The organism is Streptomyces sp. NPDC014656 (genome assembly GCF_043084305.1).
Taxonomy (GTDB): domain Bacteria; phylum Actinomycetota; class Actinomycetes; order Streptomycetales; family Streptomycetaceae; genus Streptomyces.
On sequence record NZ_JBIBZN010000013.1, the window covers coordinates 91,211 to 116,936 of the forward strand.

Annotated in this window: 23 protein-coding genes; 10 read left to right on the forward strand and 13 right to left on the reverse strand. The window is 73.6% G+C overall.

What is annotated here, in order from left to right; genetic code table 11:
* Window positions 1–9: 9 nt before the first annotated feature.
* Entirely contained in the window at window positions 10–990 is a 981-nt protein-coding gene (locus tag ACF1ED_RS26855) for an NAD(P)H-quinone oxidoreductase (protein ID WP_391764639.1), read from the forward strand.
* A gap of 63 nt (window positions 991–1,053) precedes the next feature.
* Here ACF1ED_RS26855 and ACF1ED_RS26860 read toward each other — a convergent pair whose 3' ends face one another.
* The 6 genes from ACF1ED_RS26860 to ACF1ED_RS26885 form a co-directional block, all read right to left on the reverse strand.
* Complete coding sequence (locus tag ACF1ED_RS26860) at window positions 1,054–1,605, reverse strand: bacterial proteasome activator family protein (RefSeq protein WP_391764641.1); 552 nt, start codon at window positions 1,603–1,605, stop codon at window positions 1,054–1,056.
* Window positions 1,606–1,703: 98 nt separating this feature from the next.
* On the reverse strand, window positions 1,704–4,568 hold the full coding sequence (locus ACF1ED_RS26865) for an FtsX-like permease family protein (protein ID WP_391764643.1): 2,865 nt from the start codon (window positions 4,566–4,568) through the stop codon (window positions 1,704–1,706).
* A complete protein-coding gene (locus ACF1ED_RS26870; RefSeq protein ID WP_200424944.1) occupies window positions 4,565–5,308 on the reverse strand; it encodes an ABC transporter ATP-binding protein in 744 nt (247 codons plus the stop codon). Before ACF1ED_RS26870 ends, ACF1ED_RS26865 begins: the two co-directional genes overlap by 4 nt.
* 98 nt (window positions 5,309–5,406) lie before the next feature.
* Window positions 5,407–6,129, reverse strand: coding sequence for a PadR family transcriptional regulator (locus ACF1ED_RS26875; protein ID WP_391764645.1), 723 nt, complete (start codon window positions 6,127–6,129; stop codon window positions 5,407–5,409).
* A gap of 97 nt (window positions 6,130–6,226) precedes the next feature.
* Window positions 6,227–7,102: a hypothetical protein gene (locus tag ACF1ED_RS26880; protein ID WP_391764647.1), complete on the reverse strand. Its 876-nt coding sequence runs from the start codon at window positions 7,100–7,102 to the stop codon at window positions 6,227–6,229.
* A gap of 393 nt (window positions 7,103–7,495) precedes the next feature.
* Complete coding sequence (locus tag ACF1ED_RS26885) at window positions 7,496–9,157, reverse strand: protein kinase (protein WP_391764649.1); 1,662 nt, start codon at window positions 9,155–9,157, stop codon at window positions 7,496–7,498.
* Between the two features lie 289 nt (window positions 9,158–9,446).
* Between ACF1ED_RS26885 and ACF1ED_RS26890 the strand changes: the two genes are divergently transcribed.
* Window positions 9,447–11,108, forward strand: coding sequence for a protein kinase (locus tag ACF1ED_RS26890; protein ID WP_391764651.1), 1,662 nt, complete (start codon window positions 9,447–9,449; stop codon window positions 11,106–11,108).
* Window positions 11,109–11,133: 25 nt separating this feature from the next.
* On the opposite strand, the gene ACF1ED_RS26895 is transcribed toward ACF1ED_RS26890, so the two are convergent.
* The 3 genes from ACF1ED_RS26895 to ACF1ED_RS26905 form a co-directional block, all read right to left on the reverse strand.
* On the reverse strand, window positions 11,134–12,150 hold the full coding sequence (locus tag ACF1ED_RS26895) for a phosphotransferase (RefSeq protein WP_391764653.1): 1,017 nt from the start codon (window positions 12,148–12,150) through the stop codon (window positions 11,134–11,136).
* A 23-nt stretch (window positions 12,151–12,173) separates the two neighbouring features.
* Entirely contained in the window at window positions 12,174–12,605 is a 432-nt protein-coding gene (locus ACF1ED_RS26900) for a pyridoxamine 5'-phosphate oxidase family protein (protein WP_391764655.1), read from the reverse strand.
* A 143-nt stretch (window positions 12,606–12,748) separates the two neighbouring features.
* Window positions 12,749–13,408 (reverse strand): response regulator, encoded by a 660-nt coding sequence (locus ACF1ED_RS26905; protein WP_391764657.1) that lies wholly within the window; start codon window positions 13,406–13,408, stop codon window positions 12,749–12,751.
* A 342-nt stretch (window positions 13,409–13,750) separates the two neighbouring features.
* Here ACF1ED_RS26905 and pdhA point away from each other — a divergent pair, with 342 nt between their 5' ends.
* The 5 genes from pdhA to ACF1ED_RS26930 all read left to right on the forward strand — a co-directional run bounded on the left by pdhA (window position 13,751) and on the right by ACF1ED_RS26930 (window position 19,443).
* Window positions 13,751–14,932 carry a pyruvate dehydrogenase (acetyl-transferring) E1 component subunit alpha gene (pdhA, locus tag ACF1ED_RS26910; RefSeq protein WP_391764659.1) on the forward strand — a complete coding sequence of 394 codons (1,182 nt, stop codon included), beginning with the start codon at window positions 13,751–13,753 and terminating at the stop codon, window positions 14,930–14,932.
* Window positions 14,933–14,934: 2 nt separating this feature from the next.
* A complete protein-coding gene (locus ACF1ED_RS26915; protein WP_360321808.1) occupies window positions 14,935–15,915 on the forward strand; it encodes an alpha-ketoacid dehydrogenase subunit beta in 981 nt (326 codons plus the stop codon).
* Window positions 15,916–15,925: 10 nt separating this feature from the next.
* Window positions 15,926–17,317: a dihydrolipoamide acetyltransferase family protein gene (locus ACF1ED_RS26920; RefSeq protein WP_391764661.1), complete on the forward strand. Its 1,392-nt coding sequence runs from the start codon at window positions 15,926–15,928 to the stop codon at window positions 17,315–17,317.
* Window positions 17,318–17,467: 150 nt separating this feature from the next.
* A complete protein-coding gene (locus ACF1ED_RS26925) occupies window positions 17,468–18,118 on the forward strand; it encodes a GntR family transcriptional regulator (protein WP_391764663.1) in 651 nt (216 codons plus the stop codon).
* Entirely contained in the window at window positions 18,115–19,443 is a 1,329-nt protein-coding gene (locus tag ACF1ED_RS26930; RefSeq protein WP_391764665.1) for a nitrate/nitrite transporter, read from the forward strand. The genes ACF1ED_RS26925 and ACF1ED_RS26930 overlap by 4 nt, the downstream gene beginning before the upstream one ends.
* A 79-nt stretch (window positions 19,444–19,522) precedes the next feature.
* Here the strand turns inward: ACF1ED_RS26930 and ACF1ED_RS26935 are convergent, their stop codons facing one another.
* Window positions 19,523–20,350 (reverse strand): maleylpyruvate isomerase family mycothiol-dependent enzyme, encoded by an 828-nt coding sequence (locus ACF1ED_RS26935; protein ID WP_391764667.1) that lies wholly within the window; start codon window positions 20,348–20,350, stop codon window positions 19,523–19,525.
* Between the two features lie 163 nt (window positions 20,351–20,513).
* Between ACF1ED_RS26935 and ACF1ED_RS26940 the strand changes: the two genes are divergently transcribed.
* Both ACF1ED_RS26940 and ACF1ED_RS26945 read left to right on the forward strand, forming a co-directional pair.
* Entirely contained in the window at window positions 20,514–21,320 is an 807-nt protein-coding gene (locus tag ACF1ED_RS26940) for a carbon-nitrogen family hydrolase (protein ID WP_391764669.1), read from the forward strand.
* Window positions 21,317–22,474 carry an SMI1/KNR4 family protein gene (locus ACF1ED_RS26945; protein ID WP_391764671.1) on the forward strand — a complete coding sequence of 386 codons (1,158 nt, stop codon included), beginning with the start codon at window positions 21,317–21,319 and terminating at the stop codon, window positions 22,472–22,474. Before ACF1ED_RS26940 ends, ACF1ED_RS26945 begins: the two co-directional genes overlap by 4 nt.
* Here the strand turns inward: ACF1ED_RS26945 and ACF1ED_RS26950 are convergent.
* Window positions 22,471–23,079 (reverse strand): hypothetical protein, encoded by a 609-nt coding sequence (locus ACF1ED_RS26950; protein ID WP_391764673.1) that lies wholly within the window; start codon window positions 23,077–23,079, stop codon window positions 22,471–22,473. The genes ACF1ED_RS26945 and ACF1ED_RS26950 overlap by 4 nt on opposite strands.
* A gap of 145 nt (window positions 23,080–23,224) precedes the next feature.
* On the opposite strand from ACF1ED_RS26950, the gene ACF1ED_RS26955 reads away from it, so the two are divergent.
* Window positions 23,225–24,442 carry a trans-sulfuration enzyme family protein gene (locus tag ACF1ED_RS26955; RefSeq protein ID WP_391764675.1) on the forward strand — a complete coding sequence of 406 codons (1,218 nt, stop codon included), beginning with the start codon at window positions 23,225–23,227 and terminating at the stop codon, window positions 24,440–24,442.
* Here ACF1ED_RS26955 and ACF1ED_RS26960 read toward each other — a convergent pair.
* Both ACF1ED_RS26960 and ACF1ED_RS26965 read right to left on the reverse strand, forming a co-directional pair.
* Entirely contained in the window at window positions 24,439–24,924 is a 486-nt protein-coding gene (locus ACF1ED_RS26960) for an LURP-one-related/scramblase family protein (protein ID WP_391764677.1), read from the reverse strand. The genes ACF1ED_RS26955 and ACF1ED_RS26960 overlap by 4 nt on opposite strands.
* Before the next feature lie 51 nt (window positions 24,925–24,975).
* Window positions 24,976–25,725, reverse strand: a complete 750-nt coding sequence (locus tag ACF1ED_RS26965; RefSeq protein ID WP_391764679.1) for a hypothetical protein — start codon at window positions 25,723–25,725, stop codon at window positions 24,976–24,978.
* Between the last annotated feature and the right edge of the window lies 1 nt (window position 25,726).

Genomic DNA, 25,726 nt, shown 5'->3' on the forward strand with positions numbered 1-25,726 from the left:
CTCGCCGCCATGCATGCGATCACGATTCCGGAACCCGGCGGCCCCGACGCCCTCGTCTGGGCCGAGGTGCCCGATCCCGTGCCCGGCGAGGGCGAGGTCCTCGTCGAGGTGGTGGCGAGCGCCGTCAACCGTGCCGACGTCCTCCAGCGGCAGGGCTTCTACAACCCGCCGCCCGGCAGCTCGCCCTACCCGGGCCTGGAGTGCGCCGGGCGGATCACGGCCCTCGGCCCCGAAGTCTCCGGCTGGTCCGTCGGCGACGAGGTCTGCGGGCTGCTCGTCGGCGGCGGCTACGCCGAGCGGGTCGCCGTCCCGGCCGGCCAGCTGCTGCCGGTCCCGAAGGGCGTCGACCTGGCCACGGCCGCCGCGCTCCCCGAGGTCGCCTGCACGGTCTGGTCCAACGTCTTCATGATCGCCCACCTGCGCCCGGGCGAGACGCTGCTCGTGCACGGCGGGGCCAGCGGCATCGGCACGATGGCGATCCAGCTGGCCAAGGCGGTCGGCGCGAAGGTCGTCGTCACCGCCGGCAGCCCGGAGAAGCTCGCCCGCTGCGCCGAACTCGGCGCCGACGTGCTGATCGACTACCGCGCCCAGGACTTCGTCGAGGAGCTCCACAAGGCCACCGGCGGGGCCGGCGCGGACGTGATCCTGGACATCATGGGCGCCAAGTACCTGGACCGGAACGTCCAGGCGCTCGCCGTGAGCGGCCGCCTGGTCGTCATCGGCCTCCAGGGCGGCGTCAAGGCCGAGCTGAACCTCGGCGCACTGCTCGCCAAGCGCGCCGCCGTGATGGCGACGACCCTGCGCGCCCGCCCGCTGGAGGAGAAGGCGGCGATCGTCGCGGCCGTCCGCGAGCACGTCTGGCCGCTGGTCGAGGGCGGCACGGTCCGTCCGGTCGTCGACCGGACGCTCCCGATGCCGGAGGCCGCCGAGGCCCACCGCGTCCTGGAGTCCGGCGCCCACGTCGGCAAGGTCCTGCTGCTGGCCCCCTGAGGCACACGGAGACGGGCCCGGCGCACGCGTGGTGCGCCGGGCCCGTCACGTACGGGAAGTGCCTTACAGATACGGTCCCGAGCCGACCGCGCGGCCGTGCCCGTGGCCGCCCTCCTCGTCGTCGTCGTGCGAGGCGCCGGGGGGCAAGGCCCGCCGCATCTGCTCCAGTTGGGCCCGGGCCGCCATCTGCTGGGCGAACAGAGCCGTCTGGATGCCGTGGAAGAGGCCCTCCAGCCATCCCACCAACTGGGCCTGCGCGATGCGCAGTTCCGCCTCGGAGGGGATGGCCTCGTCGGTGAACGGGAGCGAGAGCCGCTCCAGCTCCTCGACCAGATCCGGCGCGAGGCCGTCCTCCAGCTCCTTCACCGAGCTGGCGTGGATCTCCTTGAGCCTGATCCGGCTGGCCTCGTCGAGAGGCGCCGCCCGGACTTCCTCCAGAAGCTGCTTGATCATGCTGCCGATCCGCATGACCTTCGCAGGCTGCTCGACCATTTCCGTCACCGGGACCTCGCGGGGTTCGTCGTCGCCCTGGGCGCCGCCGAGGGCCATCCCGTCCTGTCCCACGATGAGGACCTGGGGGCTCTCCTGCGACCTGTCATTCCTCGGCATCTCCATGCCGCCATTCTCTCGCACGCGTGCTTCACCACCAGGTGTGCCCGGGGAGGAGGGTGATCCACCCTCCTCCCCGGGCACGATAGGGGCACGGAAAGACGTCAGGTCGCCGCGCGGCGGGCCACCGCCCCCTTCGACCGGGTCACCAGGGCGGCGAGCAGCGCCGCGCCCAGCGGGACGGCGACGAGCAGGGCCGCCAGCGTCTCCCAGGGCACCACGATCGGCACGTACGGCGGGGTGAGGTCGCCGCCCCAGCCCTCGGCGATGGCCTGCTCGTGGAAGCGGAGCTGCTGGCGCTCCTCGGTGAGCCGCAGACCCATGGCGGGCAGCAGTCCGGCCAGGGAGCCGAGGACGACGCCCATCGCCGCGACCACCCCGCACTGGAAGCCGCTGAGGGTGCGCCGCACGCGCGGCGGGGCGCCGACGGCCGCCAGCGTCTTCAGATCGGCCTCCGCGTCGGCCTGGGCGAGGCCGGTGGCGATGCCGGCGGCGCCGATGGTGACCAGGCCGGCGAAGACGGTCAGCGCGAGCAGGAAGATGCTGTCGTCGGAGACGTAGCCCTCCTCGACGGTGAGGTCGATCCCGGCGCCGAGCTTGGCGACTTCGGCGTCGAGCTTCTGCCGCTGCTCGGTGCCGGGCAGCCGGTCGGTGCTGAAGTAGGCGCCGACGGGGACGGTGGTGAGCCCGGCGGCCTTGGCGGTCGCGGGGGTCATCAGCACCTGGAGGCCGTAGGTCTTCTGGTCACCGGTCACCAGGTGGGCGGGGACGGAGGAGACCTTGCCGGGGGCCGGCTTGCTGCTCGCCGTCGCCTTCTCGTAGGCCTTCATGTCGGTGATCTGCTTGATGCCGATCGTGCCGTCCTTCGCCAGCAGCGGCTTGCTGAAGGAGACGGCCTTGCCGTCCGCGAGCGCCCGGGCGGCGGCGGGGTCGGTGACGCCGAGGATCTTCAGGAGGCGGGCGTCGCCGACGAGGAGACCACCGTCGACGTACATGGCGCCGCCGCCGTCGCTCTGCTTGCAGCGCCAGTCCTCGCGGAGCATGGTGCGGCGCTGCTGGGGGGTGAACTTCTCGGCCGGGTCGCTGCCGTCGGTGGTCGCGACCCACATCGGGCACACGTTGGCGGGCGGCACCATCACCTCGTACTGGCCGCAGCCGTCGCCGCCGCCCCAGGGCGGGCAGCCGGGCTTGCCGACGGCGACGCGGGAGACGTCGGCGCGGGTCTCGACCGGCAGGTAGCGCTGGACGGCGTCGGCGACGGCGGGGACGTCCCGGCCGCCGTCCTCCATCTGGAAGAAGGAGACGGCGCCGTGCGGGAGGCTGGCGGTGTACTCGGCCCGGTACTGGGCGTCGCTGCTGGAGGTGTACGTGGCGACGGCGACGGTGCCGGCGACGGCGGCGAGGACGGCGGCGACGGCAGGAGCCGTACGGCCCCGGTTGCGGACGGCGTCGCGCAGGGCCAGCCGCGGCGAGAGCGGCAGCCAGCGGCCGACCCGGCCGAAGAGCCCGACGATGGCGGGGGTCATGGCGACCACGCCCAGCTCGGCGAGGGCCGAGCCGCCGGCCACGATGATGAACTGGTCGGTGACGACGGAGCCGTACAGGGCGATGGCCGCGCCGACGAGGAGCGCCACGAGGCCGAGGACGGGCAGCACCTTGCTGGTGGAGCGGACGCCGCGGCGGCCGGTGAGCGAGGCGAGCACGGTCTGCCGGGAGGCGGTGACGGCCGGGACGATCGCGGCGAGCAGACCGGTGAGGACGGCGAGCAGCGCGATGCCGAGGAGTTCGAGCGGCCGGACGTCGAAGGCGCCGAACCGCTGCCCCATGAAGTCCTCCAGGAAAGGCTGGAGGGCCAGGGTGAGGACGACGGCGAGCACCGTGCCGACGACCGCCGCGGCGACGCCGATGACCAGGCCGCCGCTGAGCACGATGGCGCGGATGTGGCTGCGGGAGCCGCCGTTGGCGCCGACGAGGCCGAGCTGGCGGCGGGAGCGGCGGGCGCCGACCGCGAAGGCGGGGCCGGCGAGCAGGCAGATCTCCAGCATCGCCAGGCCGACGACGGTGGCGAGGGAGGCGAGGAGCATGGCGTCGGCGCCGCCGCTGGACTCGTAGTCGCGCCAGTCGGGCCGCTGGTAGAGCGGGACCTCGGAGTCGGCGGGCGGGTCGAGCCGGACGGTCCGGGAGACGACGCTGACGCCCTTGGCGTTGATCTCCTTCACGGTGTTCCACGTGAAACCACCGGCGTGCTGCACGAGGTAGCTGGTGGAGGAACCGGGGGCGAGCGAGCCGGCCTTCTCCGCGGCCTTCCCGTACGGGGCGAGGAACGCCCCCGGGAGCGCGGTGATCTGCGCGGACTTCAGGCTGTCGGGCAGTTCATAGGAGCCCACGATCCGGTACGGCCGGTCGAAATTGCGAGCGGAAACGGTCGATCCGATCGAGAGGCCGCTCTGCTCCAGGAAGGCGGAGGTGGCGATCACCTCGTCGGCCTTCCGCGGGTAGTGGCCGTCCAGGAGGGTGGTGATGCCCCGGGCGATCGGGTCGTCGGCCTTCAGCTCCCGCACGTCGGTCTGGAGCAGGCCGTGCACGGTGGTCAGTTTGGCGGCGCCCTGGGTGTCGGTGATCCAGCGGGCACCCGCCGGTATCACCTTGGAGGGGTCGGTGGAGCCGCTGGGCCAGGGGGCGTTCTCCTCCTCCTTCGCCGGGTAGACGTTGTCGCCCTCGGGGCTCTGGAAGACCGGCGCGCCGCCGAATCCGGGGTCGCGGAAGACGGCGTCGGCGGCGCCGATGGACCGCTCCAGCTGCTCGGAGACGGAGAGTTCGGAACTGCGGATGGTGAGATCGGCGGCGCTGACCCCGAGGATGGGGAGGGCGATCATCGCGAGGACGAGCGAGCTGCGGCCCTTGGCGCGCCAGGCGTCGCGGCGGGCGATGCGGACGGCCGCCCGCCAGGAGTGGAGCCAGGTCTTCACGCGTCCGCCACCCGGCCCGTCAGGAGGGAGTCGGCCTCGCTGCGCACGGTCTGGTCGACGATGGCGCCGTCGCGGAGGAAGACGACCCGGTCGGCCCAGGCGGCGAAGCGCGGCTCGTGGGTGACGAGGACGCCGGCGGCGCCCGCGTCGCAGCGGGAGCGGAGCAGGGCGAGGACGGATTCGCCGGTCTCGGAGTCGAGGGCGCCGGTGGGCTCGTCGGCGAGGACGAGGCGGCGGTCGCCGACGAGGGCGCGGGCGATGGCGACGCGCTGCTGCTGACCGCCCGACATCTCGTCGGGGAAGCGGTCGGCGAGGTGGCCGAGGCCCATCTCCTCCAGGGCGGCGAGCGCCTCGACCCTGGCCTTGCGGGCCGACATGCCGTCGAGCTCGCGCGGCAGGGAGACGTTCTCGGCGGCGGTCAGCGCGGGGATGAGGTTGTAGTCCTGGAAGACGTAGCCGATGCTGCGGCGGCGCAGGGCGGCGAGTTCCTTGAGCCCGGCGGTGGTGATGTCGGTGCCTTCGACGATCACCTGTCCCGACGTCGGGGTGTCGAGGCCGCCGGCGATGGTGAGCAGCGTGGACTTGCCGGACCCGGACGGGCCCATGACGGCGACGAGTTCGCCGGGGTGGACGTCGAGGTCGATGCCGCGCAGGGCGTGCACCTCGGTGGCGCCGGACCCGTGGACCCGGGTCAGGTTCTGCAGGCGCAGCACGGGCTGCGCGGCGAGCGGTGTGGTCATGGAGGGGTCCCCCTTGGGCGCGCGGCGGCGGACGGCCGCGCACGGATGCGAGCGGTGTGGAAGAAGACGTGTGTGCGGTACGGGGCGCGGGCCCTCGGTCAGCGGGCCCGGCCCCCGGCCCCGGCCCCCCGCCGGCCCCCCGGCCCGCCCCCGTCCCCCGCGCCGCCCGCCTTCGCGCCGGGCGCGTGCGGGGCTCCCGGCCCGCGTCCCGGCTCCACGACGGCGGAGGCGGCGGCGGTGGGCTCGGTGGTGGTGACGGGAGCGGTGGCGGGGGCGGTGGCGGAGAGGCGGATCAGCCGGGATTCGCAGTGGTCGAGCCAGCGGGCCTCGGCCTCGGTCTGGAAGATCAGCTGCTCCAGGACGAGGAGCCAGGCCACGTCGTCGCGTTCGTGGGAGCCGGTGCCTTCGAGGGCGACGAGGGCCTGGGCCTTGAGCCGGGTGTAGTCCTGCATGGCCTTCACGGTGTGACGGCGCTGGGACTGGATGACCGCGCGGATGTCGACGCCGGGTGCCCCGACGGCCATGGCGAGCTTGATGGCGAGCTCGTCGCGGGCGGGGCTGGTGCGGTCCACGGGCTTCTCGAACCAGGTGCGGAGTTCCGCGCGGCCCGCGTCGGTGATGGCGTAGAGCGCGTGGCCGGCGCCGTCCTCGCCGCTCTGGCCGACGAGCCCGTCCCGTTCGAGCCGGCCCAGGGTGGTGTACACCTGGCCGACGTTGAGGGGCCAGGTGGCACCGGTGCGGGACTCGAACTCGGTGCGCAGCTGGGAGCCGTAGCGGGGGCCGTGTTCGAGCAGGGCGAGAAGCCCGTGGCGGATCGACATACCGAGTATGTATACCGGGTATGCCGAGGGCGACAACCATCGTGAGGGGGACCCGGGGGTCCGTCCCAGGAGGGAGCGGGCGGGGCGGGGCGAGGGGTCAGCGGCGGCGCAGCCGCAGCCCGAGGAAGCCGAGGCCGAGGCCCATCAGGGTCAGCCCCACGCCGAGGGTCAGCAGAGGAACGCGCTGGTCAGAGGCGGTGGCGGAGTTTCGCACCGCGAGCCGCGGGGCGGCGGCGGGGCGGCTGGCGCGGGCCGCTTCGGGGCGGGCGGCCGGCTCCTCCCCGAGTACCTCGGCCTCCTCCTCGGGGAGGCGGTCGACGGCGGGGGATTCTGTTGCGGTTCTGTCACGCGCGGGGTCGGCCGGGGCGCCGCTCTCCGTGGGCGCGGCCGTTTCGGGGCGGCCGGGCCGGGCGTGGCCCTCGCCGGCGGGCCGGCCGGCGAGGGAGGGGGAGCCGGTGGGCGCGGGGGCGTCGGTGGTGCGGTCGGCCGGTTTGCCGGGGCGGGGGCCGCGCGTCCCGGCGGGCGCGGTGCCGGCGGGGCCGGCGGTCGTGGTGGGGACGGGCGCGGTGGTGCCGGGGACGCCGCTTCCGGTGGGGGCGGGGGCCGGCGGGCGGCCGGTTCCTGCGGAGGCGTCCGGGCCCGGGGCCGTATCCGGCCGACGGGTCGCGGTGGGCCCGCCGGTCGCGGTGGGCGGCGCGGAAGCGGAGGAGGACGGTACGGCGGAGGCGGACGCGCCCGTCGCGGTGGGCCCGGCGGTGGGCCCGTGGGCGGGGGCGCGCGCGGGGCCTGCGGCGCGTCCGGCGGGGGATCCGGAGGCTCCGGCCGGGGGCGCCGAGGCCGTGGCGAAGGGGGCGCCGGAGACTCCGTACAGGGTGAAGACGCAGGCCAGGGCGGGGGCGAGCGCGGCCCGGCGGAGGGCGGCGCGGGACCGGGGGGCCTGCCCGGTGCCCCGCCCGCGTACCCCTGCCGCCACCCGCGCCCGCACTCGTGTCCGTACCGGGACCCCTGCCGACATCCGTACCCGCACTCGTGTCCGTGCCGGCGCCCGGCCCCGTACGCGCACCGGTACCCGCCCGCGCAGACGCGTCAGCACCCGCGCGCGCACGCGCCGCCGTACGCCGTCACCGCTTCCGCTGCCACCGCTTCCGCCGCCGTCGCGTCCGCCGGTCCCGCGTCCGCCGTCGCCGTCACCGTGTCCGGCGGTCCCGCGGTCACCGCTTCCGCCGTCACCGCTTCCGTCGGTCCCGCCGCGTGTGGGAGTCACCGGGAAACCCTCCCCTGCCGTGCCGCCGAGCTGTCCGACTCAGCGTCACATACCGGGATGATTCCGGCATCCGGGCTGCCCCTTCCGGGGCTGCCGGCACGGTTACTTCTGGGGGTTGCCCGTGGAGATCTCCAGCGTGAACTCGGCGTCCTTCGGGGAGATGTCCTCGCCGGCCGGCGGGTACTGGCCGAGGATCGTGTCCTCGCCGTAGGTGTTCTCGTCCGTCGGGTTCTGCTTCTTGACCTTCCAGCCGGCCGCGCGGATGCAGTCCTTCACCGAGGCGAGGTTCTTGTAGGTGAAGTCCGGCACCTCGAACTTGTCGGGGTCGTCGCTCGACTCCCGCGGCTCGGTGCACTTCTTGACGTCGATCGTCTTCGACAGGTCCGGGCCCTTGTGGCCGGGGCTGTCGGTCTGGGTCTGCTCGGTGCCGCCGGTCTGGGCGCCGGTGACGCCGCCGGTGCCGCCCGCCGTGGGGTCCTGCTCCTTCTCCCACGGCTTGAGGGCGATGAGCACACCGCCGACGGCGATCAGGGCGACGAGGACCGCGCCGAGGACCATCGGCATGTTCCGGCGCGGGGCCGGGGCTGCCGGGGCGGAGGTCGGCGCGGGCGCGTACGAGACCGGCGGCGGGGTCTGGTAGCCGGGGGCCGGCGTCGGCGCCTGCTGCGGGTAGCCGTACGCGGGGCCGGGCATCGGCGTCGGGGCCGGGGTCGGGGGGCCGTACGGGCCGGGCTGCGGGGCCGGCGGCTGGTACGGCTGCTGGACGTGCGGGGCGGGCTGGTGCGGCGGCGGGGTCTGGCCGACCGGCGGGAAGACGGCCGAGCCGACGCCCGAGCCGCTGCTGACCGGGGCTCCCGGGACGATCACGGGGGCGGCGGACTGGCCGGCGGAGAGCACCCGCAGGCATTCGTCGCGCATGGCCGCGGCGCTCGGGAAGCGCTCGTTCGGGTTCTTCCGCAGGGCGCGGGCGACCAGCGCGTCCATCGCGGGCGACACGGAGCGGTTCACGGAGGACGGGGCGACCGGCTCCTCCTGCACGTGCGCGTAGGCGATGGCGAGGGGGGAGTCCGCGTCGAAGGGCAGACGGCCCGTCAGCAGCTGGAAGAGCATGATGCCGACCGAATAAAGGTCGGAGCGGGCGTCCACGGGCCGGCCCAGGGCCTGCTCGGGGGAGAGGTACTGCGGGGTGCCGACGACCATGCCGGTCTGGGTCATCGAGGTGACGCCGGACTGCATGGCGCGGGCGATGCCGAAGTCCATGACCTTCACGACGCCGCGCTTGGTCATCATCACGTTGCCGGGCTTGATGTCGCGGTGGACCAGCCCCATCTCGTGGCTGACCTCCAGGGCGGCGAGCACGTCCGCCGTCACCTTCAGCGCCTTGTCGGCGGGCATCGCCCCGTACTGGCGGACGTCGGAGGCGAGGACCGAGCCGAGCGGCTGCCCCTCCACGTACTCCATGACGATGTACGGCATCATGCCGCCGTCGAGGGTGTCCTCGCCGGTGTCGAAGACCGAGACGATGTTGGTGTGCGAGAGCTTCGCCACAGCCTGCGCCTCGCGGCGGAACCGCTCGCGGAAGGAGGCCTCGCGGCCCAGCTCGGTGTGGAGCGTCTTGATCGCGACCTGGCGGTCCAGCGCGCTGTCGTACGCGAGGTAGACCGAGGCCATGCCGCCCTCGCCGAGGAGGTCGCGCAGCTGGTAGCGGCCGTTCGCGACCGAACCGCCCGCGTAGCGGCCGCCCTGAGCGCCGTCGTGGCTCATGTGTGCTGTCCCCCTGCGCCCCGCGGCGTCGGTCTGTCGTCTCCGGCCGGACCTCGATATCCGGCCGATTCTGCGCCAAGTCTGCCCGAGGCCCCTGACACGTCAAGCCGCGTGCCCGTTCCGTGACCCTCCGTACGGCCCGCGCCGCCGGGGGGCGGGGCCAAACTCACGGAATTTGCACAGGCGTACACGAGAAGGGTTGGATGGCCGGTCATCGCGGACCGTGATGTCGTACGAAGCCTGTAGCGTGACGACTGGACACGGCACGCACAGACGACGGCGAGGACTCATGGAACCCGGATCCGACGCAGGTGGTGGTGTGCCGGGCGCCGGCGGGGAGTCGTGGGGACTCGGCCGCGTGGTCGGCGACGGCCGCTACCGCCTGACGCACCGTCTGGGGCGCGGCGGCATGGCCGAGGTCTTCGCCGCCGAGGACGTACGGCTCGGCCGCACCGTCGCGGTGAAGCTGCTCCGCTCCGACCTCGCCGAGGACCCGGTCTCCAAGGCGCGGTTCACCCGCGAGGCACAGTCGGTCGCGGGCCTCAACCACCACGCGATCGTGGCGGTGTACGACTCCGGCGAGGACGTCGTGGACGGCCGCCCGGTGCCGTACATCGTGATGGAGCTCGTCGAGGGCCGCACCATCCGTGACCTGCTGGTCAGCGCGGAGGCGCCCGGCCCCGAGCAGGCGCTCGTGATCGTCTCCGGCGTCCTGGAGGCGCTGGCGTACTCGCACCAGCACGGCATCGTGCACCGCGACATCAAGCCGGCCAACGTGATCATCACGAACACCGGCGCCGTGAAGGTCATGGACTTCGGCATCGCCCGCGCGCTGCACGGGGCCCAGGCGACGATGACGCAGACCGGCATGGTCATGGGCACCCCGCAGTACCTCTCCCCGGAGCAGGCGCTCGGCAAGGCCGTCGACCACCGCTCGGACCTGTACGCCACCGGCTGCCTGCTCTACGAGCTCCTCGCGCTGCGTCCCCCCTTCACGGGCGAGACGCCGCTGTCGGTGGTCTACCAGCACGTGCAGGACATCCCGGTCCCGCCGTCCGAGGTCCGCGGCTCGACGCCGCCGGAGCTCGACGGCCTGGTGATGCGCTCGCTCGCGAAGGAGCCGGACGACCGGTTCCAGAGCGCGGAGGAGATGCGCGGGCTGATCCAGTACGGCCTGGAGATGCTCCAGCAGCAGGGCGGCCACACGGGCACCTGGAGCACCGGCCCGGTGACCGTGTACGAGGGCGGGCACACGCCCGGCCAGGGCGTGGCCGCGACGACCGCCATGGGGCACCCGCCGCTCGGCGAGACCGCGCAGGGCCGCCTCGTCCCGCTGCCCAACCCCGACGACGGCGGCTACTACGGCGGCGGGTACGACGACGGCACGGGCGGCACCGGCGGCTACGGCACGAACGGCGGCTACGGCGGCCAGGACGGCGGCGACGGGCGCAAGCGCACCCGGATGGTGCTGTTCGCGGCCCTCGCTGTGGTCGCGATCGTCGCCGGCGTCGTCTTCGCCGTGCAGATGGCCGGGGGCGGCGACAAGCAGAAGGACCCGATCACGACGCCGACGACGGTGTCGAACTCGCCGTCCACCGCCTCGGAGGAGCCCACGCCGTCCGAGGAGCCGTCCGAGGAGACGTACGAGCCGCCGACGAGCGGTGACGGCGGCACCACGCAGAACCCGTGGCCTCCGGCCACGCAGCAGCCGACGACCGCGCCGACGCCCACGCAGGAGCCGACCACGGCGCCCACGCCGACGGACGAGCCGACCACGGCGCCCACGCCGACGGACGAGCCGACGACCGCGCCGACGCCGACGGGCGGCACGACGACCGCGCCGACGGACGGCGGCTCCACCGGCGAGCCCGACCCGACCGGCGGGGACAACGGCGACCCGGACACCCCGCCGACCGGCGGCCCTGAGGGCGACACGGGATCCACCCCGTAGCCGCCTCCCCGGGGGGCGGCGGGCGTCAGGCGGAGAAGGCGTCGCGGACGGCGTCGTACTCCCGGGTCCACCACACGGCCAGGGCCGACACCGCGGGGAACTGCGGGTCGGCCCTGTGGTCGTGCAGCTGGTAGCGCCAGCGCAGCGTCCAGAAGTCGTTGAGCCGCTCCCACCACACCCGGTGCACCGCCGCCGCCAGCTCGGCGCCGTCGGCGCCGGCGGCCCGCCGGTACGCGCGCGCGTAGGCCCGCACCTTCTCCAGCGCCAGCTCGCCCCCGGGCCGCACGAAGAAGATCGCGGCGGCCCGGACGGCCTCCTCCGCGCGGGGGCGCACGCCGAGGCGGTCCCAGTCGACGATCGCGGCCGGTTCGGCGCCCCGGTAGAGCACGTTCAGCGGGTGGAAGTCGCCGTGCACCCAGCCGGCCGTGGCGGGCGCCGGAGGGCGGCGGTGGGCGTGCTGGGCGAGCAGCCGGCGCCGTTCCCGCAGCCGGTGCTCGGCGAGCGCGTCGAAGCTGCCGTGCGGGCGGTGGGCGCGGGCGAGGCGGATCAGCTCGGCGATGTCCGTGAAGGTGTCCTCGGGGCGGGCGCTGTCGTGCCGGTCGCCGGGCGGCGGGGGCTCCATGACCCGGTCGAGGGTGGTGTGGACGCGGCCGAGGAGGGCGCCGAGGCGGCGGGAGCCGCCGGTGGTGAGCTGGGCGCCGTCGCGGTGCCGGCCCTCGACCCAGGGGTGCAGGGCGTAGCAGCGGCCGTCGATGACGGCGACGGTGCGGCCGCGGCTGTCGGGCAGCGGCGGGGCCACGGGCAGGCCGAGGGCGTGCAGCCGCTGGGTGGCGCGGTGCTGGCGGGTGATGGTGGCCCGGTCGGCGGTGGGGGCGTCGAGGTGCTGCTTGAGGAAGTAGCGGCCGCGGGTGGTGGCGAGGCGGTAGCCGCGGTTGAGCAGGCCCTCGGTGACGGGGACGCAGGACAGGGGCTCGCCGGCGTGCGGGTGGCGGCGCAGCAGGGCGCCGACCGGAGGAGCGGAATGTTCAGATGAGCGCGGCACTCCGCAGATGTTAGATCACGTGGTCACGCTGCGTGGTGAAGATGGCGCGGTGCGGAGGCGGCCGCCGGGCCGTAGTCGATGCTGTGCACGGTGACGAACTGGGGTTCGATCCGCATGTAGACGGGGACGAAGGGCTCGCCGTCCACGCTCACCGGTTCGGGGCCGAAGGCGGCCAGCTCGTCCTCGGTCGGCTCGACGATCTCGGCGGTGCCGGTGAACTGCACCGAGCACAGCGTGCCGGACTCCGGATCCAGGTCGTCCGCCCCGTAGGCGACGACGCTGCCGCTGCACGCCTGGTGGTAGCCCAGCCCCTCGTGCATGCGGATCAGGACGCTGCCGTCGGAGACGATGTGCCGGGCGGGAGCGACGAAGGGCATCGCCCGCATGCTCGTGGCGACCCGGCCGTACGACGCACGGCCGAGCAGTTCGATGGCGCGGATCTCCTCGGTGGACATGGTTCCACTCTCCGCCACCGGCACCCCGTCGGGAAAGGGGCCCCGGCCCCGCGCCGGTGGGGACGTAGGTCCCGAATGCCGGCCGCGGGCCCGGACCGCTCCCTCCGGCCGGGACACCGGACGTCCGGTGCCCCGCCGCCGGGTCAGTGCCGCTCGGCCTGCATCCGCGCCACATAGGCGGCGGCCTGCGAACGGCGCTCCATGCCGAGCTTCGACAGCAGGCTGGAGACGTAGTTCTTGATGGTCTTCTCCGCGAGGTGGAGGCGCTCGCCGATGGCCCGGTTGGTCAGGCCCTCGCCGATCAGATCCAGGATCTTGCGCTCCTGCTCGGTGAGGTGGGCGAGCTTGTCGTCGCCCTTCGGGTTGTTGCCGTCCCGCAGCCGCTCCAGGACCCGCGCCGTCGCCACCGGGTCGAGCAGCGACTTGCCGGCCGCCACGTCCCTGACCGCGTTCAGCAGTTCGTTGCCGCGAATGGCCTTGAGGACATAACCCGAGGCCCCGGCCATGATCGCGTCGAAAAGCGCCTCGTCGTCCGCGTACGAGGTCAGCATCAGACATTTGACCGACTCGTCCTGGGAGCGCACCTCGCGGCAGACCTCGACACCGCTGCCGTCCGGCAGCCGCACGTCGAGCACCGCCACGTCGGGGCGGGTCGCGGGGATCCTGACCAGGGCGTCGGCCGCCGTTCCGGCCTCGCCGACCACCTCGATGTCGTCCTCCACGGAAAGCAACTCGTGGACGCCGCGCCGGACGACTTCGTGGTCGTCCAGCAGAAATACCCGGATTTTTCCTTCTTCGCGCACGCAGTCAGTCTCACATATTGGCTCTTCCGGTGCCCGGGGTGCGCGGGTTACGGTGCCGGATGTTCCGACGACGACGTCGGGCCGCTGCTCGGCGCGCTGACCTGGGCGAGCTTCCGCTTTTCTCGATTTACTTGGAAATCCAAGCAAAATCGCAGGTCAAGTGGGGTTTCGCAGGAATGCCGCGCAATGGGTAACGTGCCTATGACGGCGCTCGCCGGGACAACTGTCACGCCCGACCCCGGCCGCGTCGCACCCACCCCGTGCGCAGGGTACGGATAAGGCGGAGAGCCGCACTGGCCTTGCCGGCGAACCCGGGGGCCGGACCGACGGAGGAGCACGCACGTGACCGTGGAGAGCACTGCCGCGCGCAAGACGACGCGACGCAGCAGCGGCGCCAAGCGCACCACCGGCGCCAGCGCCGGCGCAAAGAAGGCCGCCCCGGCCCCGGCCGGGGAGCCCGAGCTCGTTCAGCTGCTGACGCCCGAGGGCGAACGCGTCCAGCACCCCGACTACGACATCGACCTGAGCGCCGAGGAGCTGCGCGGTCTCTACCGCGACATGGTCCTCACCCGCCGCTTCGACGCGGAGGCGACCGCGCTCCAGCGCCAGGGCGAGCTGGGCCTGTGGGCCTCGCTGCTCGGCCAGGAGGCCGCCCAGATCGGTTCCGGCCGGGCCCTGCGGGACGACGACTACGTCTTCCCCACCTACCGCGAGCACGGCGTGGCCTGGTGCCGCGGCGTCGACCCCACCAACCTGCTGGGCATGTTCCGCGGCGTGAACAACGGCGGCTGGGACCCGAACAGCAACAACTTCCACCTGTACACGATCGTCCTCGGCTCGCAGACCCTGCACGCCACCGGCTACGCCATGGGAATCGCCAAGGACGGCGCGGACTCCGCCGTGCTCGCCTACTTCGGCGACGGCGCCTCCAGCCAGGGCGACGTCAACGAGTCGTTCGTCTTCTCGGCGGTCTACAACGCCCCGGTCGTGTTCTTCTGCCAGAACAACCAGTGGGCCATCTCCGAGCCCATCGAGAAGCAGACCCGCGTCCCGCTCTACCAGCGCGCCCGCGGCTTCGGTTTCCCCGGCGTCCGCGTCGACGGCAACGACGTCCTCGCGTGCCTGGCCGTCACCCGCTCGGCCCTGGAGCGCGCCCGCCGCGGCGAGGGTCCGACGCTCGTCGAGGCCTTCACCTACCGGATGGCCGCCCACACCACCTCCGACGACCCGACCCGCTACCGCCGCGACGCGGAGCGCGAGGCGTGGGAGGCCAAGGACCCGATCCTGCGCCTGCGGACGTACATGGAGAACGAGGGCCACGCCGACGCGGCCTTCTTCGAGGAGCTGGAGGCCGAGAGCGAGACCCTCGGCAAGCACGTCCGCGAGGTCGTCCGCGCCATGCCGGTCCCGGAGCACATGGCGATCTTCGACCACACGTACGCGGACGGGCACGCGCTCGTCGACGAGGAACGCGCGGAGTTCGCCGCCTACCAGGCGTCCTTCGCGAACGGAGAGGCCGAGTAATCATGGCTGTGCAGAAGCTTCCCCTCGCGAAGGCGCTCAACGAGTCGCTGCGCAAGGCCCTGGAGACCGACCCCAAGGTCGTCGTCATGGGCCTGGACGTCGGCAAGCTCGGCGGTGTCTTCCGCATCACCGACGGCCTCCAGAAGGACTTCGGCGAGGACCGGGTGGTCGACACCCCGCTCGCCGAGTCCGGCATCGTCGGCACTGCGATCGGCCTCGCCCTGCGCGGCTACCGCCCCGTCGTGGAGATCCAGTTCGACGGCTTCGTCTTCCCCGCCTACGACCAGATCGTCACCCAGCTGGCGAAGATGCGGGCCCGCTCGCTCGGCACCGTGAAGATGCCCGTCGTCATCCGCATCCCGTACGGCGGCGGCATCGGCGCCGTCGAGCACCACTCCGAGTCCCCCGAGTCGCTCTTCGCGCACGTCGCGGGCCTCAAGGTCGTCACCCCGGCGAACTCCTCCGACGCCTACTGGATGCTCCAGCAGGCGATCCAGAGCGACGACCCGGTCATCTTCTTCGAGCCCAAGCGCCGCTACTGGGACAAGGGCGAGCTCGACACCGAGGCGATCCCCGGCGAGCTCCACAAGGCCCGGGTGGCCCGCGAGGGCACCGACCTCACCCTGGTGGCCTACGGCCCGATGGTGAAGACCTGCCTGGAGGCCGCCGCGGCCGCCGCCGAGGAGGGCAAGTCGGTCGAGGTCGTCGACCTCCGCTCGATCTCCCCGCTCGACTTCGACACCATCCAGGCCTCGGTCGAGAAGACCGGCCGCCTGGTCGTCGTCCACGAGGCACCGGTGTTCTTCGGTTCCGGCGCGGAGATCGCCGCCCGGATCACCGAGCGCTGCTTCTACCACCTGGAGGCCCCCGTCCTGCGGGTCGGCGGCTACCACGCGCCGTACCCGCCGGCGCGCCTGGAGGAGGAGTACCTGCCGGGCCTGGACCGCGTGCTCGACGCCGTCGACCGCTCGCTGGCGTACTGAGGAGAGCACGATGACGATCCGCGAATTCAAGATGCCCGACGTGGGCGAGGGCCTGACCGAGGCCGAGATCCTCAAGTGGTACGTCCAGCCCGGTGACACCGTCACCGACGGGCAGGTCGTCTGCGAGGTCGAGACGGCCAAGGCCGCCGTGGAGCTGCCGATCCCCTTCGACGGCACCGTCCACGAGCTGGTCTTCCCCGAGGGCACCACGGTCGACGTCGGCCAGGTCATCATCTCGGTGAACGTCGGCGGCGACGCGCCGGCCGAGGTGCCGGCCCCGGCCGCCGCCCCCGTCGTGGAGGCCCCGGCCCCCGCGGCGGAGCCGGAGCCCCGGCCGGAGGGCCGCCAGCCGGTCCTCGTCGGCTACGGCGTGGCCGCGAGCTCCACCAAGCGCCGGGCCCGCAAGGCCGCTCCGGCCGCCTCCGCCCCCGTCGCGGTGGTCCCCGAGCAGCTGAACGGCCACGCTCCGGCAGGACCGCGTCCGCTGGCCAAGCCGCCGGTGCGCAAGCTCGCCAAGGACCTCGGCGTGGACCTGGCCTCGGTCGTCCCGACCGGTCCGGACGGGGTCATCACCCGCGAGGACGTGCACCGCGCGGCCGCCCCGGTCGCCCCGGAAGCCCCGGCGGCCCCCGCCGCGCCGGCCCCGGTCGCGGCTCCGGCCGCCCCGGCGCAGGCCCCCGCCGCCGTCTCCTCGGGAGAGGCGCGGGAGACCCGCGTCCCGATCAAGGGCGTCCGCAAGGCCACGGCGGCGGCGATGGTCGGCTCGGCCTTCACCGCCCCGCACGTCACCGAGTTCGTGACCTTCGACATCACGCGCACGATGAAGCTGGTCGAGGAGCTCAAGGCCGACAAGGACATGGCCGGCCTGCGGATCAACCCGCTGCTGCTCGTCGCCAAGGCCGTCCTGGTCGCGGTCCGCCGCAACCCGGAGGTCAACGCGGCCTGGGACGAGGCGGCGCAGGAGATCGTCCTCAAGCACTACGTGAACCTGGGCATCGCCGCGGCCACCCCGCGCGGTCTGATCGTGCCGAACATCAAGGACGCGCACGCCCAGACCCTGCCGGATCTGTCCCGCTCCCTGAGCGAGCTGGTCGCCACCGCCCGCGAGGGCAGGACGACCCCGGCGGCGATGCAGGGCGGCACCTTCACCATCACCAACGTCGGCGTCTTCGGCGTCGACACCGGTACGCCGATCCTCAACCCGGGCGAGTCCGCGATCCTCGCGGTCGGCGCGATCAAGCTCCAGCCCTGGGTCCACAAGGGCAAGGTGAAGCCGCGTCAGGTCACCACGCTGGCGCTCTCCTTCGACCACCGCCTGGTCGACGGCGAGCTGGGCTCCAAGTTCCTCGCCGACGTGGCGGCGGTCCTGGAGCAGCCGAAGCGGCTCATGACCTGGTCGTAGTGACCCGGTTGGTCTGTTTCACGTGAAACATCCGGTGGTGGCATCCGTCCACCACCGGATGTTCCGTTTCGGGGCGGGCAACCGGATGTAAGGAGTCCAGGATGCGGACGCGGCTGTCTGTCGCATCCCTGTTGTATCTATGCTGTGCGCATGCCATCAGCGCTCAAGCAGCCGCCCGCCGCCGACCGGGTCTACAGCCACGTCAAACAGGCCGTCCTCGACCGCCGTTACGAAGGCGGGACCCTGCTCACCGAGGGGGAGCTGGCGCAGGCCGTGGGGGTGTCCCGCACTCCCGTCCGCGAGGCGCTGCTCAAGCTGGAGATGGAAGGGCTGCTGAAGCTCTACCCGAAGAAGGGCGCCCTCGTCCTGGCCGTCTCCGCCCAGGAGATCGCCGACGTCGTCGAGACCCGGCTCCTCGTCGAGGAGTTCGCCGTCCGCCGTGCCGTCCCCGCGCCGCCCGCGCTCCTCGCCCGCCTCGAAGAGCTCCTGGAGGAGCAGCAGCGGCGGGCGGGCGCCGGTGACCTCGCGGAGGTCGCCGTCACCGACCGCTGCTTCCACGCCGAGATCGTCAAGCACGCCGGAAACCAGATCCTCTCCCGCCTCTACGACCAGCTCCGCGACCGTCAGCTCCGCATGGGCGTCGCCGTGATGCAGGCCCACCCCGACCGGGTCGCCCAGAACATCACCGAGCACGCCGAGATCCTCGACCGCCTCAGGGCCGGCGACGCGGACGGCGCCGCCGCCGCGGTCCGCGGCCACCTCGGCCGCGTCGGCAGCCTGGTCCGGGGTGAGGGCAGGTGAACGGTCGCAAGGGGGCCCGCAACGGCTACGGCTCCGCCGTCACCCTCCCCGGCGACCCGCCCGGCGGCCGGCGCGCCGCCCTCGTCTGGGGCGTCGGCGTCGCCGTCTACTTCGTCGCCGTCATCTTCCGCACCTCGCTCGGCGTCGCCGGACTCGACGCCGCCGACCGCTTCCACGTGGGCGCCTCCGCGCTCTCCACCTTCTCCATACTCCAGCTGCTGGTCTACGCGGGCATGCAGATACCCGTCGGCCTCATGGTCGACCGGCTCGGCACCAAGAAGGTCCTCGCCCTCGGCGTCGTCCTCTTCACCCTCGGCCAGCTCGGCTTCGCGCTCTCCCCGTCGTACCCGATGGCCCTCGCCTCCCGCGCCCTCCTCGGCTGCGGCGACGCCATGACCTTCATCAGCGTCCTGCGGCTCGGCGGCCGCTGGTTCCCGGTCCGCCGCGGACCGCTCATCGCCCAGCTCGCCGGCCTCATCGGCATGGCCGGCAACCTGATCTCGACCGTCGTCCTCTCCCGCGCCCTGCACGGCCTCGGCTGGACCACCACCTTCGTCGGCAGCTCGCTCGCCGGCGTCCTGGTCCTGGTCCTGCTGCTGGTCTTCCTCAAGGACCACCCGGAGGGGTACGAGCCCGCCCCCGTCCGCCACGCGGGCGCCGCCTACGTCCGCCGGCAGATCGCCGAGTCCTGGCGCGAACCCGGCACCCGGCTCGGCCTGTGGGTGCACTTCACCACCCAGTTCCCCGCGATGGTGTTCCTGCTGCTGTGGGGGCTGCCGTTCCTCGTCGAGGCGCAGGGCCTGTCCCGGGGCACCGCGGGCGAGCTGCTGACCCTCGTCGTGCTCTCCAACATGGCCGTCGGCCTCACCTACGGCCAGATCATCGCCCGGCACGGCGGCGCCCGCGCCCCGCTCGCCCTCGGCACGGTCGCCGCCACCGCCCTGCTGTGGGCGGCCACGATCGCGTACCCCGGCGACCACGCGCCGATGTGGCTGCTCGTCACCCTCTGCCTGGTCCTCGGGGCCTGCGGCCCGGCGTCCATGATCGGCTTCGACTTCGCCCGCCCGGCCAATCCGCCGGAGCGTCAGGGCACCGCCTCCGGCATCGTCAACATGGGCGGTTTCGTCGCCTCGATGACGACGCTGCTCGCCGTCGGCGTGCTGCTCGACGCGACCGGCGACGACTACCGGATCGCGTTCTCCTCGGTCTTCGTCCTCGAAGCCCTCGGCGTCGTCCAGATCCTCCGCCTCAAGTCCCGCACCCACCGGCGCGAGCGCGAACGCCTCGTCGCCAGCCGCGTGGAAGCCGTCCACGTGCCGGTATAGGGAGCGCGGCTCTCCACTCCGGCGTCGCCATGGAGACCGCGGCTCTCCACTCCGGCATCACCAGGGAGACCGCGGCTCTCTAGTTCGGCGTCACCGCGAAGTGGTCGAGGATCGCCCCGGCCAGGTCCTGGTCGCCCTCCACCTTGATCCGGTCGGCCACATCGGCCGGCCGGACCCGGCCGCACGCCAGCCGCGCGTACGTCTCCCAGTCCGTCGCCAGCGTCACCGCCGGACCCAGCGAAGGCGCCCCGTCGATCGAACCCCGCCCCTCCGCGTCCACCCGCACCGTCCGCAGGAACTCCACCGGCCCCGTCACGTCCACCACGACCGCCGAGGACGCCGGAGCGCCCGCGTCCTTCGCGACCACCTTCGGCAGCGCCTCCAGGAGCAGGTCCCGCGCCACGAGCGCCCCCGGCGAGTCCAGGTTCCCCGGCGCACCGAGCGCCACCCGCAGGTCCTGCTCGTGCACCCACGTGTCGAAGGCCCGCAGCCGGTAGCCCTGCTCCAGGGTCTGCTCCCCGCCCAGCGGGGCCCGGATGACGTGCTCGGGAGAGCGGTTCTCGTTGCGGAGCTGACGGGCCCGGCGGATCAGGATGTACTCCAGCTCCGAGGTCATCTCCGGCGCCGTGTGGTGCCGGCGGACGTCGACCTGCACCTCCATGTAGCGGGCGAAGTCGGTGCGCACGTGGTACAGGTCACGGGGGAGCGAGTGGATCGGCCGCGGGTCCCCGAGCATCTCCGTCTCCATGCCGATCACATGGGACACGATGTCGCGCACCGACCAGCCCGGGCACGGAGTCGCCCGGTTCCACTCGCCCTCCACGAGCGGCTGCACCAGCTCGGCTATCGCTTCGATGGAGTGGGTCCAGGCGTCGGCGTAGTTCTGGAGGCTGGGATGGACGGTCACGGGACCCCTCGACGTTCTTCGGTGCGGGCTGAAAACACGACTGGGCGACAGTGGAATGGGAGGCTCGGACGCTAAGTTACGCTCCCCGGGAGCACCCCGGCAGTGCTTTCGTGTGACGATCGTAGGCCGGTGTTGACGGCTTCAACGCCAGGACGGTGGTAGTGTGCGCGCCTCGCTGATCCAGATCGCGGTAGACCCGGACGAACCGGTCGCCGACCGGCGGGCCCGCGCGGCCCGCCTCGTACGGGAGGAGCACGGGGCCGCGGACCTCGTCGTCCTCCCCGAACTGTGGCCCGTGGGCGCCTTCGCCGCCGACCTCTTCGGGCCCGAGTCCGAACCCCTCCACGGCCCCACCTACGAGGCGATGGCCGCCGCCGCGCGCGACGCCGAGGTCTGGCTGCACGCCGGGTCCTTCGTCGAGGCCGCCGGCGGCGCCCTCTACAACACCTCCCTCGTCTTCTCGCCCGACGGCGAACTCGCCGCCTCCTACCGCAAGATCCACCGCTTCGGCTTCGACAAGGGCGAGGCCGTCCTCATGGCCGCCGGCGAGGACCTGGTCACCTTCGACCTGCCGCACCTCACCGTCGGCGTCGGCACCTGCTACGACCTGCGCTTCCCCGAGCTCTTCCGCGGCCTCGTCGACGCCGGCGCCGAAGCCTTCGTCGTCCCCGCCGGCTGGCCCGCCCGCCGCCGCGCCCACTGGCGGCTGCTCGCCCGGGCCCGGGCCGTCGAGAACCAGGCGTACGTCCTCGCCTGCGGCACGGCCGGCACCCACGCGGGCGTCGAGCAGGCCGGCCACTCGATGGTCGTCGACCCCTGGGGCGAGGTCCTGGCCGAGGCGGGCCCCGGCGAGGAGACCCTGCGGGTCGTCCTGGACCCGGCGAAGCCCGCCGCGATCCGCGAGGAGTTCCCGGCCCTCAAGGACCGCGTCCTCGGCGTCGCCGCGCCCCGCCGCGCCGGGGCCCGGTGAGCGGCGCTCCCCGGGACGCCGTCACCGCCTTCGCCGCGCTCTTCGGACCACCGCCCCCAGGACCCGCGATACCGGTCGACTGGGACGCGGTGGAGGAGTGGCTTGGGCTCCGGCTGCCCGCCGACTACAAGGCGGTCGCCACCGCCTACGGCCCGGTCGACCTCGGCGAACGCCTCTGGATCCAGACCCCGTACGGCGCCGGCCACGGCACCTTCGACTACGGCCGCTGGGTCGAGGAGTCCCGGCGGGCGGCGCCCGGCGTCCTCCCCTTCGGCTCCACCCGCACCTCCGGCACCCTCTTCTGGGACACCGGCGCCTCCGACGACCCCGACGCGTGGCCGGTCGTGCTCCACGACCCGCACGAGGAGCGCCGGGGCGGCGACCCCTGGCGCCGCCCCGGCACCACCCTGCTGCCCACCCTGGCCCTCCTCGTCGACGAGGGCCTCCCCCGGACCCTCGCCCGCAGCGCCCTCGCCGAGGACGTGACCTCCGCCTGGACCCCGCCGCCGCGCCGCGCCGCCCCGACCCCGGAACAGCGGGCCGCCTTCACCGGCGGCGGCACCGGCCTCGACACCCTCACCGCCCTCGTCCCGCCGCCCGCGGAGCCGTACCTCGGCGGGCGCGACTGGGAGTGGACGTACGACCAGCTCGGCACGGCCCTGCCCAGCGCGTACGTCCGCTTCATGGAGACGTACGGCGGCGGCGTCTGGTGCGACTGGCTGCGCTTCCCCCTCCCCTGGGGCGCCGACCGGTACGACTTCGCGCCCTGGGCCGAGTGGTACGGCGACAACTACCGCTCCCTGCGGGCCGACTACCCCGAGTTCCATCCGCTGGCCGCCTGGCCCGAGCCCCGCGGCTTCCTGCCCTTCGCCTCCAGCATCGACGGGGACCAGCTCGGCTGGCTCGCCGACGGCGACGACCCCGAGACCTGGCCGCTCGCGATCGACCCCCGCCACGCGCGCGTGGGCCCCCCGCTCACCGGCACCCTGACCGGGGTCCTCCTCGCCTGGCTGCGCGGCGAACTCGCCGTCGAAGGACTGCCCCGGCTCGCGTACCCGCACGAGGACCCCATCGACCGGGTCGCGTACGAGCCCCGCCAGGCTCCCGGGACATCCGGTCAGGACCGTCCGGCAGGACCCGCGGCGCGCTCCTAGGCCCGCGTCTCCGCCCAGAACCCCGTGACCCGCGCCAGGGCCGCGCGGACCGCCCCGCCCCGGGTGAGCGCCGCGCGGTCCACGCCCGCGAAGACCAGGGCCAGCGACAGGTCCGCCGCGAGCGCCCGGCCCGTCACCGTGACCTCCAGGCGCCGCTGCCCGAGCCGCCCCGCCCCACGCACCTCCACCCGGACGCCCGGGTCCTCCGCGTCGGCCCGCCGGGCGAGCGTCCAGGAGCGGCGGCCGCGCGCCCACAGGCGGTAGTCGTCGCCGCCGTACCGCAGCCGCAGACCCCGCTGCCGGGCCGTCACGCCGAAGCGGTTCCGCTCCACGCGGACGAGCGCGCCGCCGAGCCGGAGCGTCGCCCGGTTCAGCGTCGGCAGCCGGATCAGGTCCGTGTGGACGCCCCGCGTCTCGTACGACGCCTCCGGCAGCAGGCCGCCCCGCAGCTCCGAGACGACCGTCTCCGGCACGGTCTGCCGCAGCGGCACCTCCACCGTGACCTCGCCGAACTCCACCGACGCGCCCCGCCAGCCGGACCGCCGCCCGTACCCCTTCCCCTCCCGCCACGGGCGCAACGTGAAAGGCGTGACGGTGGTGTGCATGGCGCTCCCCTTCGCGAACCGGCTCCCCCGACCCTCGCACGAGCGCCGGACGCGCTTCCGACCGGCCCCCGGCCGGGCCCCGAACCAATCCACTCCCGCGCGATTGGCCCTGGGAGCCGGTGAACCCCCCGCCGAGACTGGCCCCATGAGCAGCGAACGCGATCACTCCGCCACGTCCGACGGCCTGCGACCCGAGACCCTCGCCGTCCACCCGCCCCGGGTCGAGGTCACCGGCAGCGTGCCCCTCGGCGTCCCGCTCCACCAGGGCCACGTCTTCGCCTTCGAGTCCGCCGACGCCCTCGCCGACTCCATGCGCTCCGGCGACTCCTTCCTCTACAGCCGCATGGGCAACCCCACCGTCCGCACCCTGGAGGACGCCGTCGCCCGCCTGGAGGGAGCCGCCGGCGCGCTCTCCTTCGCCTCCGGGATGGGCGCCATCAACACCGTCCTCCTCGGCCTGCTCCACGGTGGCGGACACGTCATCGCCCAGCGCTGCCTGTACGGCGGTACGTACGCGATGCTCACCGACCTCGCGGCCCGCTGGGGCGTCGAGGTCAGCCACGTCTCCGGCACGGACCCGGAGGAGGTCGCCGCCGCCCTGCGGCCCACCACCCGGCTCCTCTACCTGGAGACCATCGCCAACCCCACCACCCGCGTCTCCGACGTCCCGGCCCTCGCCGCCGTCGCCCGCGAGGCCGGCGTCCCGGTCGCCGTCGACAACACCTTCGCCTCCCCGTTGCTCTGCCGCCCGCTCTCGCTCGGCGCCGACCTCGTCATCCACTCGGCCACCAAGTTCCTCGGCGGCCACGCGGACGTCCTCGGCGGCATCGTCGCCGGCGACGACCCGGAACTCCTCGGCCGGCTCCGTCACTTCGCCGTCGAGATGGGCGCCTCCACCGACCCGTTCGCCGCCTGGCTGACCCTGCGCGGCATGCAGACGCTGTCGCTGCGGATGGCGCGCCACTGCGCCTCCGCCGCCGAACTCGCCGCGCGGCTCACGGAGCACCCGGCGGTCTCCGCCGTCCGCTACCCCGGCCTGGCGGGCCACCCGGACCGGGCGATCGCCGAGCGGCTGCTGCCGGACGGCGCGGGCGGCGTGATCTCGCTCGACCTCGCGGGCGGCCGGGACGCCGGCCGGGCCTTCGTCGAGGCGGTCCGGCTGGCCTCCCTCTCGGTCTCCCTCGGCGACGTGAAGACGCTGGTCATGCACCCGGCCTCCACCTCGCACCGCCAGCTCGACGCCGCCGCCCTGGAGGCCGCGGGCATCGGTCCCGGCACGGTCCGCCTCTCGGTCGGCATCGAGCACGTCGAGGACCTGTGGACGGACCTGGACCAGGCCCTCGGCAAGGCGTCCGCGCTCTAGTCCTCCCGCTCGGCCATCCGGATCACGCACACCGCCACCGCGATGAGCAGGGCCGCGTCCGCGTCCTCGCGGACCACGTCCACCGCGTACGTGTCCCGGACGCGCAGCCACCGGCGGGAGATGTGGGCGAGGAGTTCGCCGTCGTACTCGACGGCGAACTCCCGGTCCAGGATCCGCCCGCTGACGTCCAGTTCGGTGCCGTCGACCAGCGTCACGCGGTAGTGGTTCCGGAGGAGGGAGAGCCGCTTGCGGCGGACGGTGGCCAGCGGCCGCTCGTCCCGCTCGACGGTCATCGCGTCGCGCAGGCTGAGGAGTTTCTCCCGCAGGGTGACGAGCACCCGTCCGTCCGGGTCCTTCAGCTCCAGGGTGTCGCGCAGCCGCAGCGCCTTTCCGTCGACGAGGAAGGCGTGCCGGCCGTCCTCGTCCTCGATCCAGTAGTCGTCGCCGATCGCGAAGATCTTGTCCCGTACGAGGTATTTCATGCGGTATGTCTCCCCTCTCGCTGTTTCACGTGAAACAGCGCGCCCGCGCGTTCAGGCGAAATAGCGGGTGAAGGCTTCGGGGCTGGTGCCCAGCACCTCCCCGAAGGGCGCGTTGAGCTGATGGATCAGCAGCACGGTGAAGGCGATGAAGCCGGCCAGGCCCATCACCATCACCACGTGGGTGGTGCTGCGGCTGATCCCGAAGATGAACATGAAGGCGAGCGTGAGGAAGCCGCCGAGGATCAGCCCCGTCCACAGCACCGGGGACAGCCGCTCCTGCGCGGCCGCCTCCCGGCTGCGCCGGGCGTCGTCGACGTTACCGAGCTGGGCGAGCACCTCCTGCGCGGCGATCTGCTGCGAGACGGTGGCGGTGTCGCCGACCTCGCCGGACTGCCGGATCAGTTCGAGCAGCCGCCATCCGGACGGGTCGAGCGGCCGCCGGGCGGCCATCATCGGCCATTCGACGTCCACGACGTGGTCGGCGTACGTGCGGGTCGCCTCCCGCAGCGGCTCGCGCCGGTCGGCGGGGAGCGCGTCGGCGAGCAGGTACGTCTGGTGCAGGGCGCTCGCCTCGGCCTGGACGTTGTCGGAGGCGGAGGTGCGGGTGTCCCAGACGGAGACCAGGCAGAGGCCGAGGACGATGGCGTAGAGCACCGAGACCATCATGGCGATGTACTCGGCGACGTCCTCGCGCGGTTCCTCGTCCTCGGCGGCGGGGAAGAGCCGCGTCTTGACCACGACGGCGAGCGCGCCGAGCAGTGCGACCCCCAGGACGACGAAGAGCGTTTCGAACAGGGCCACG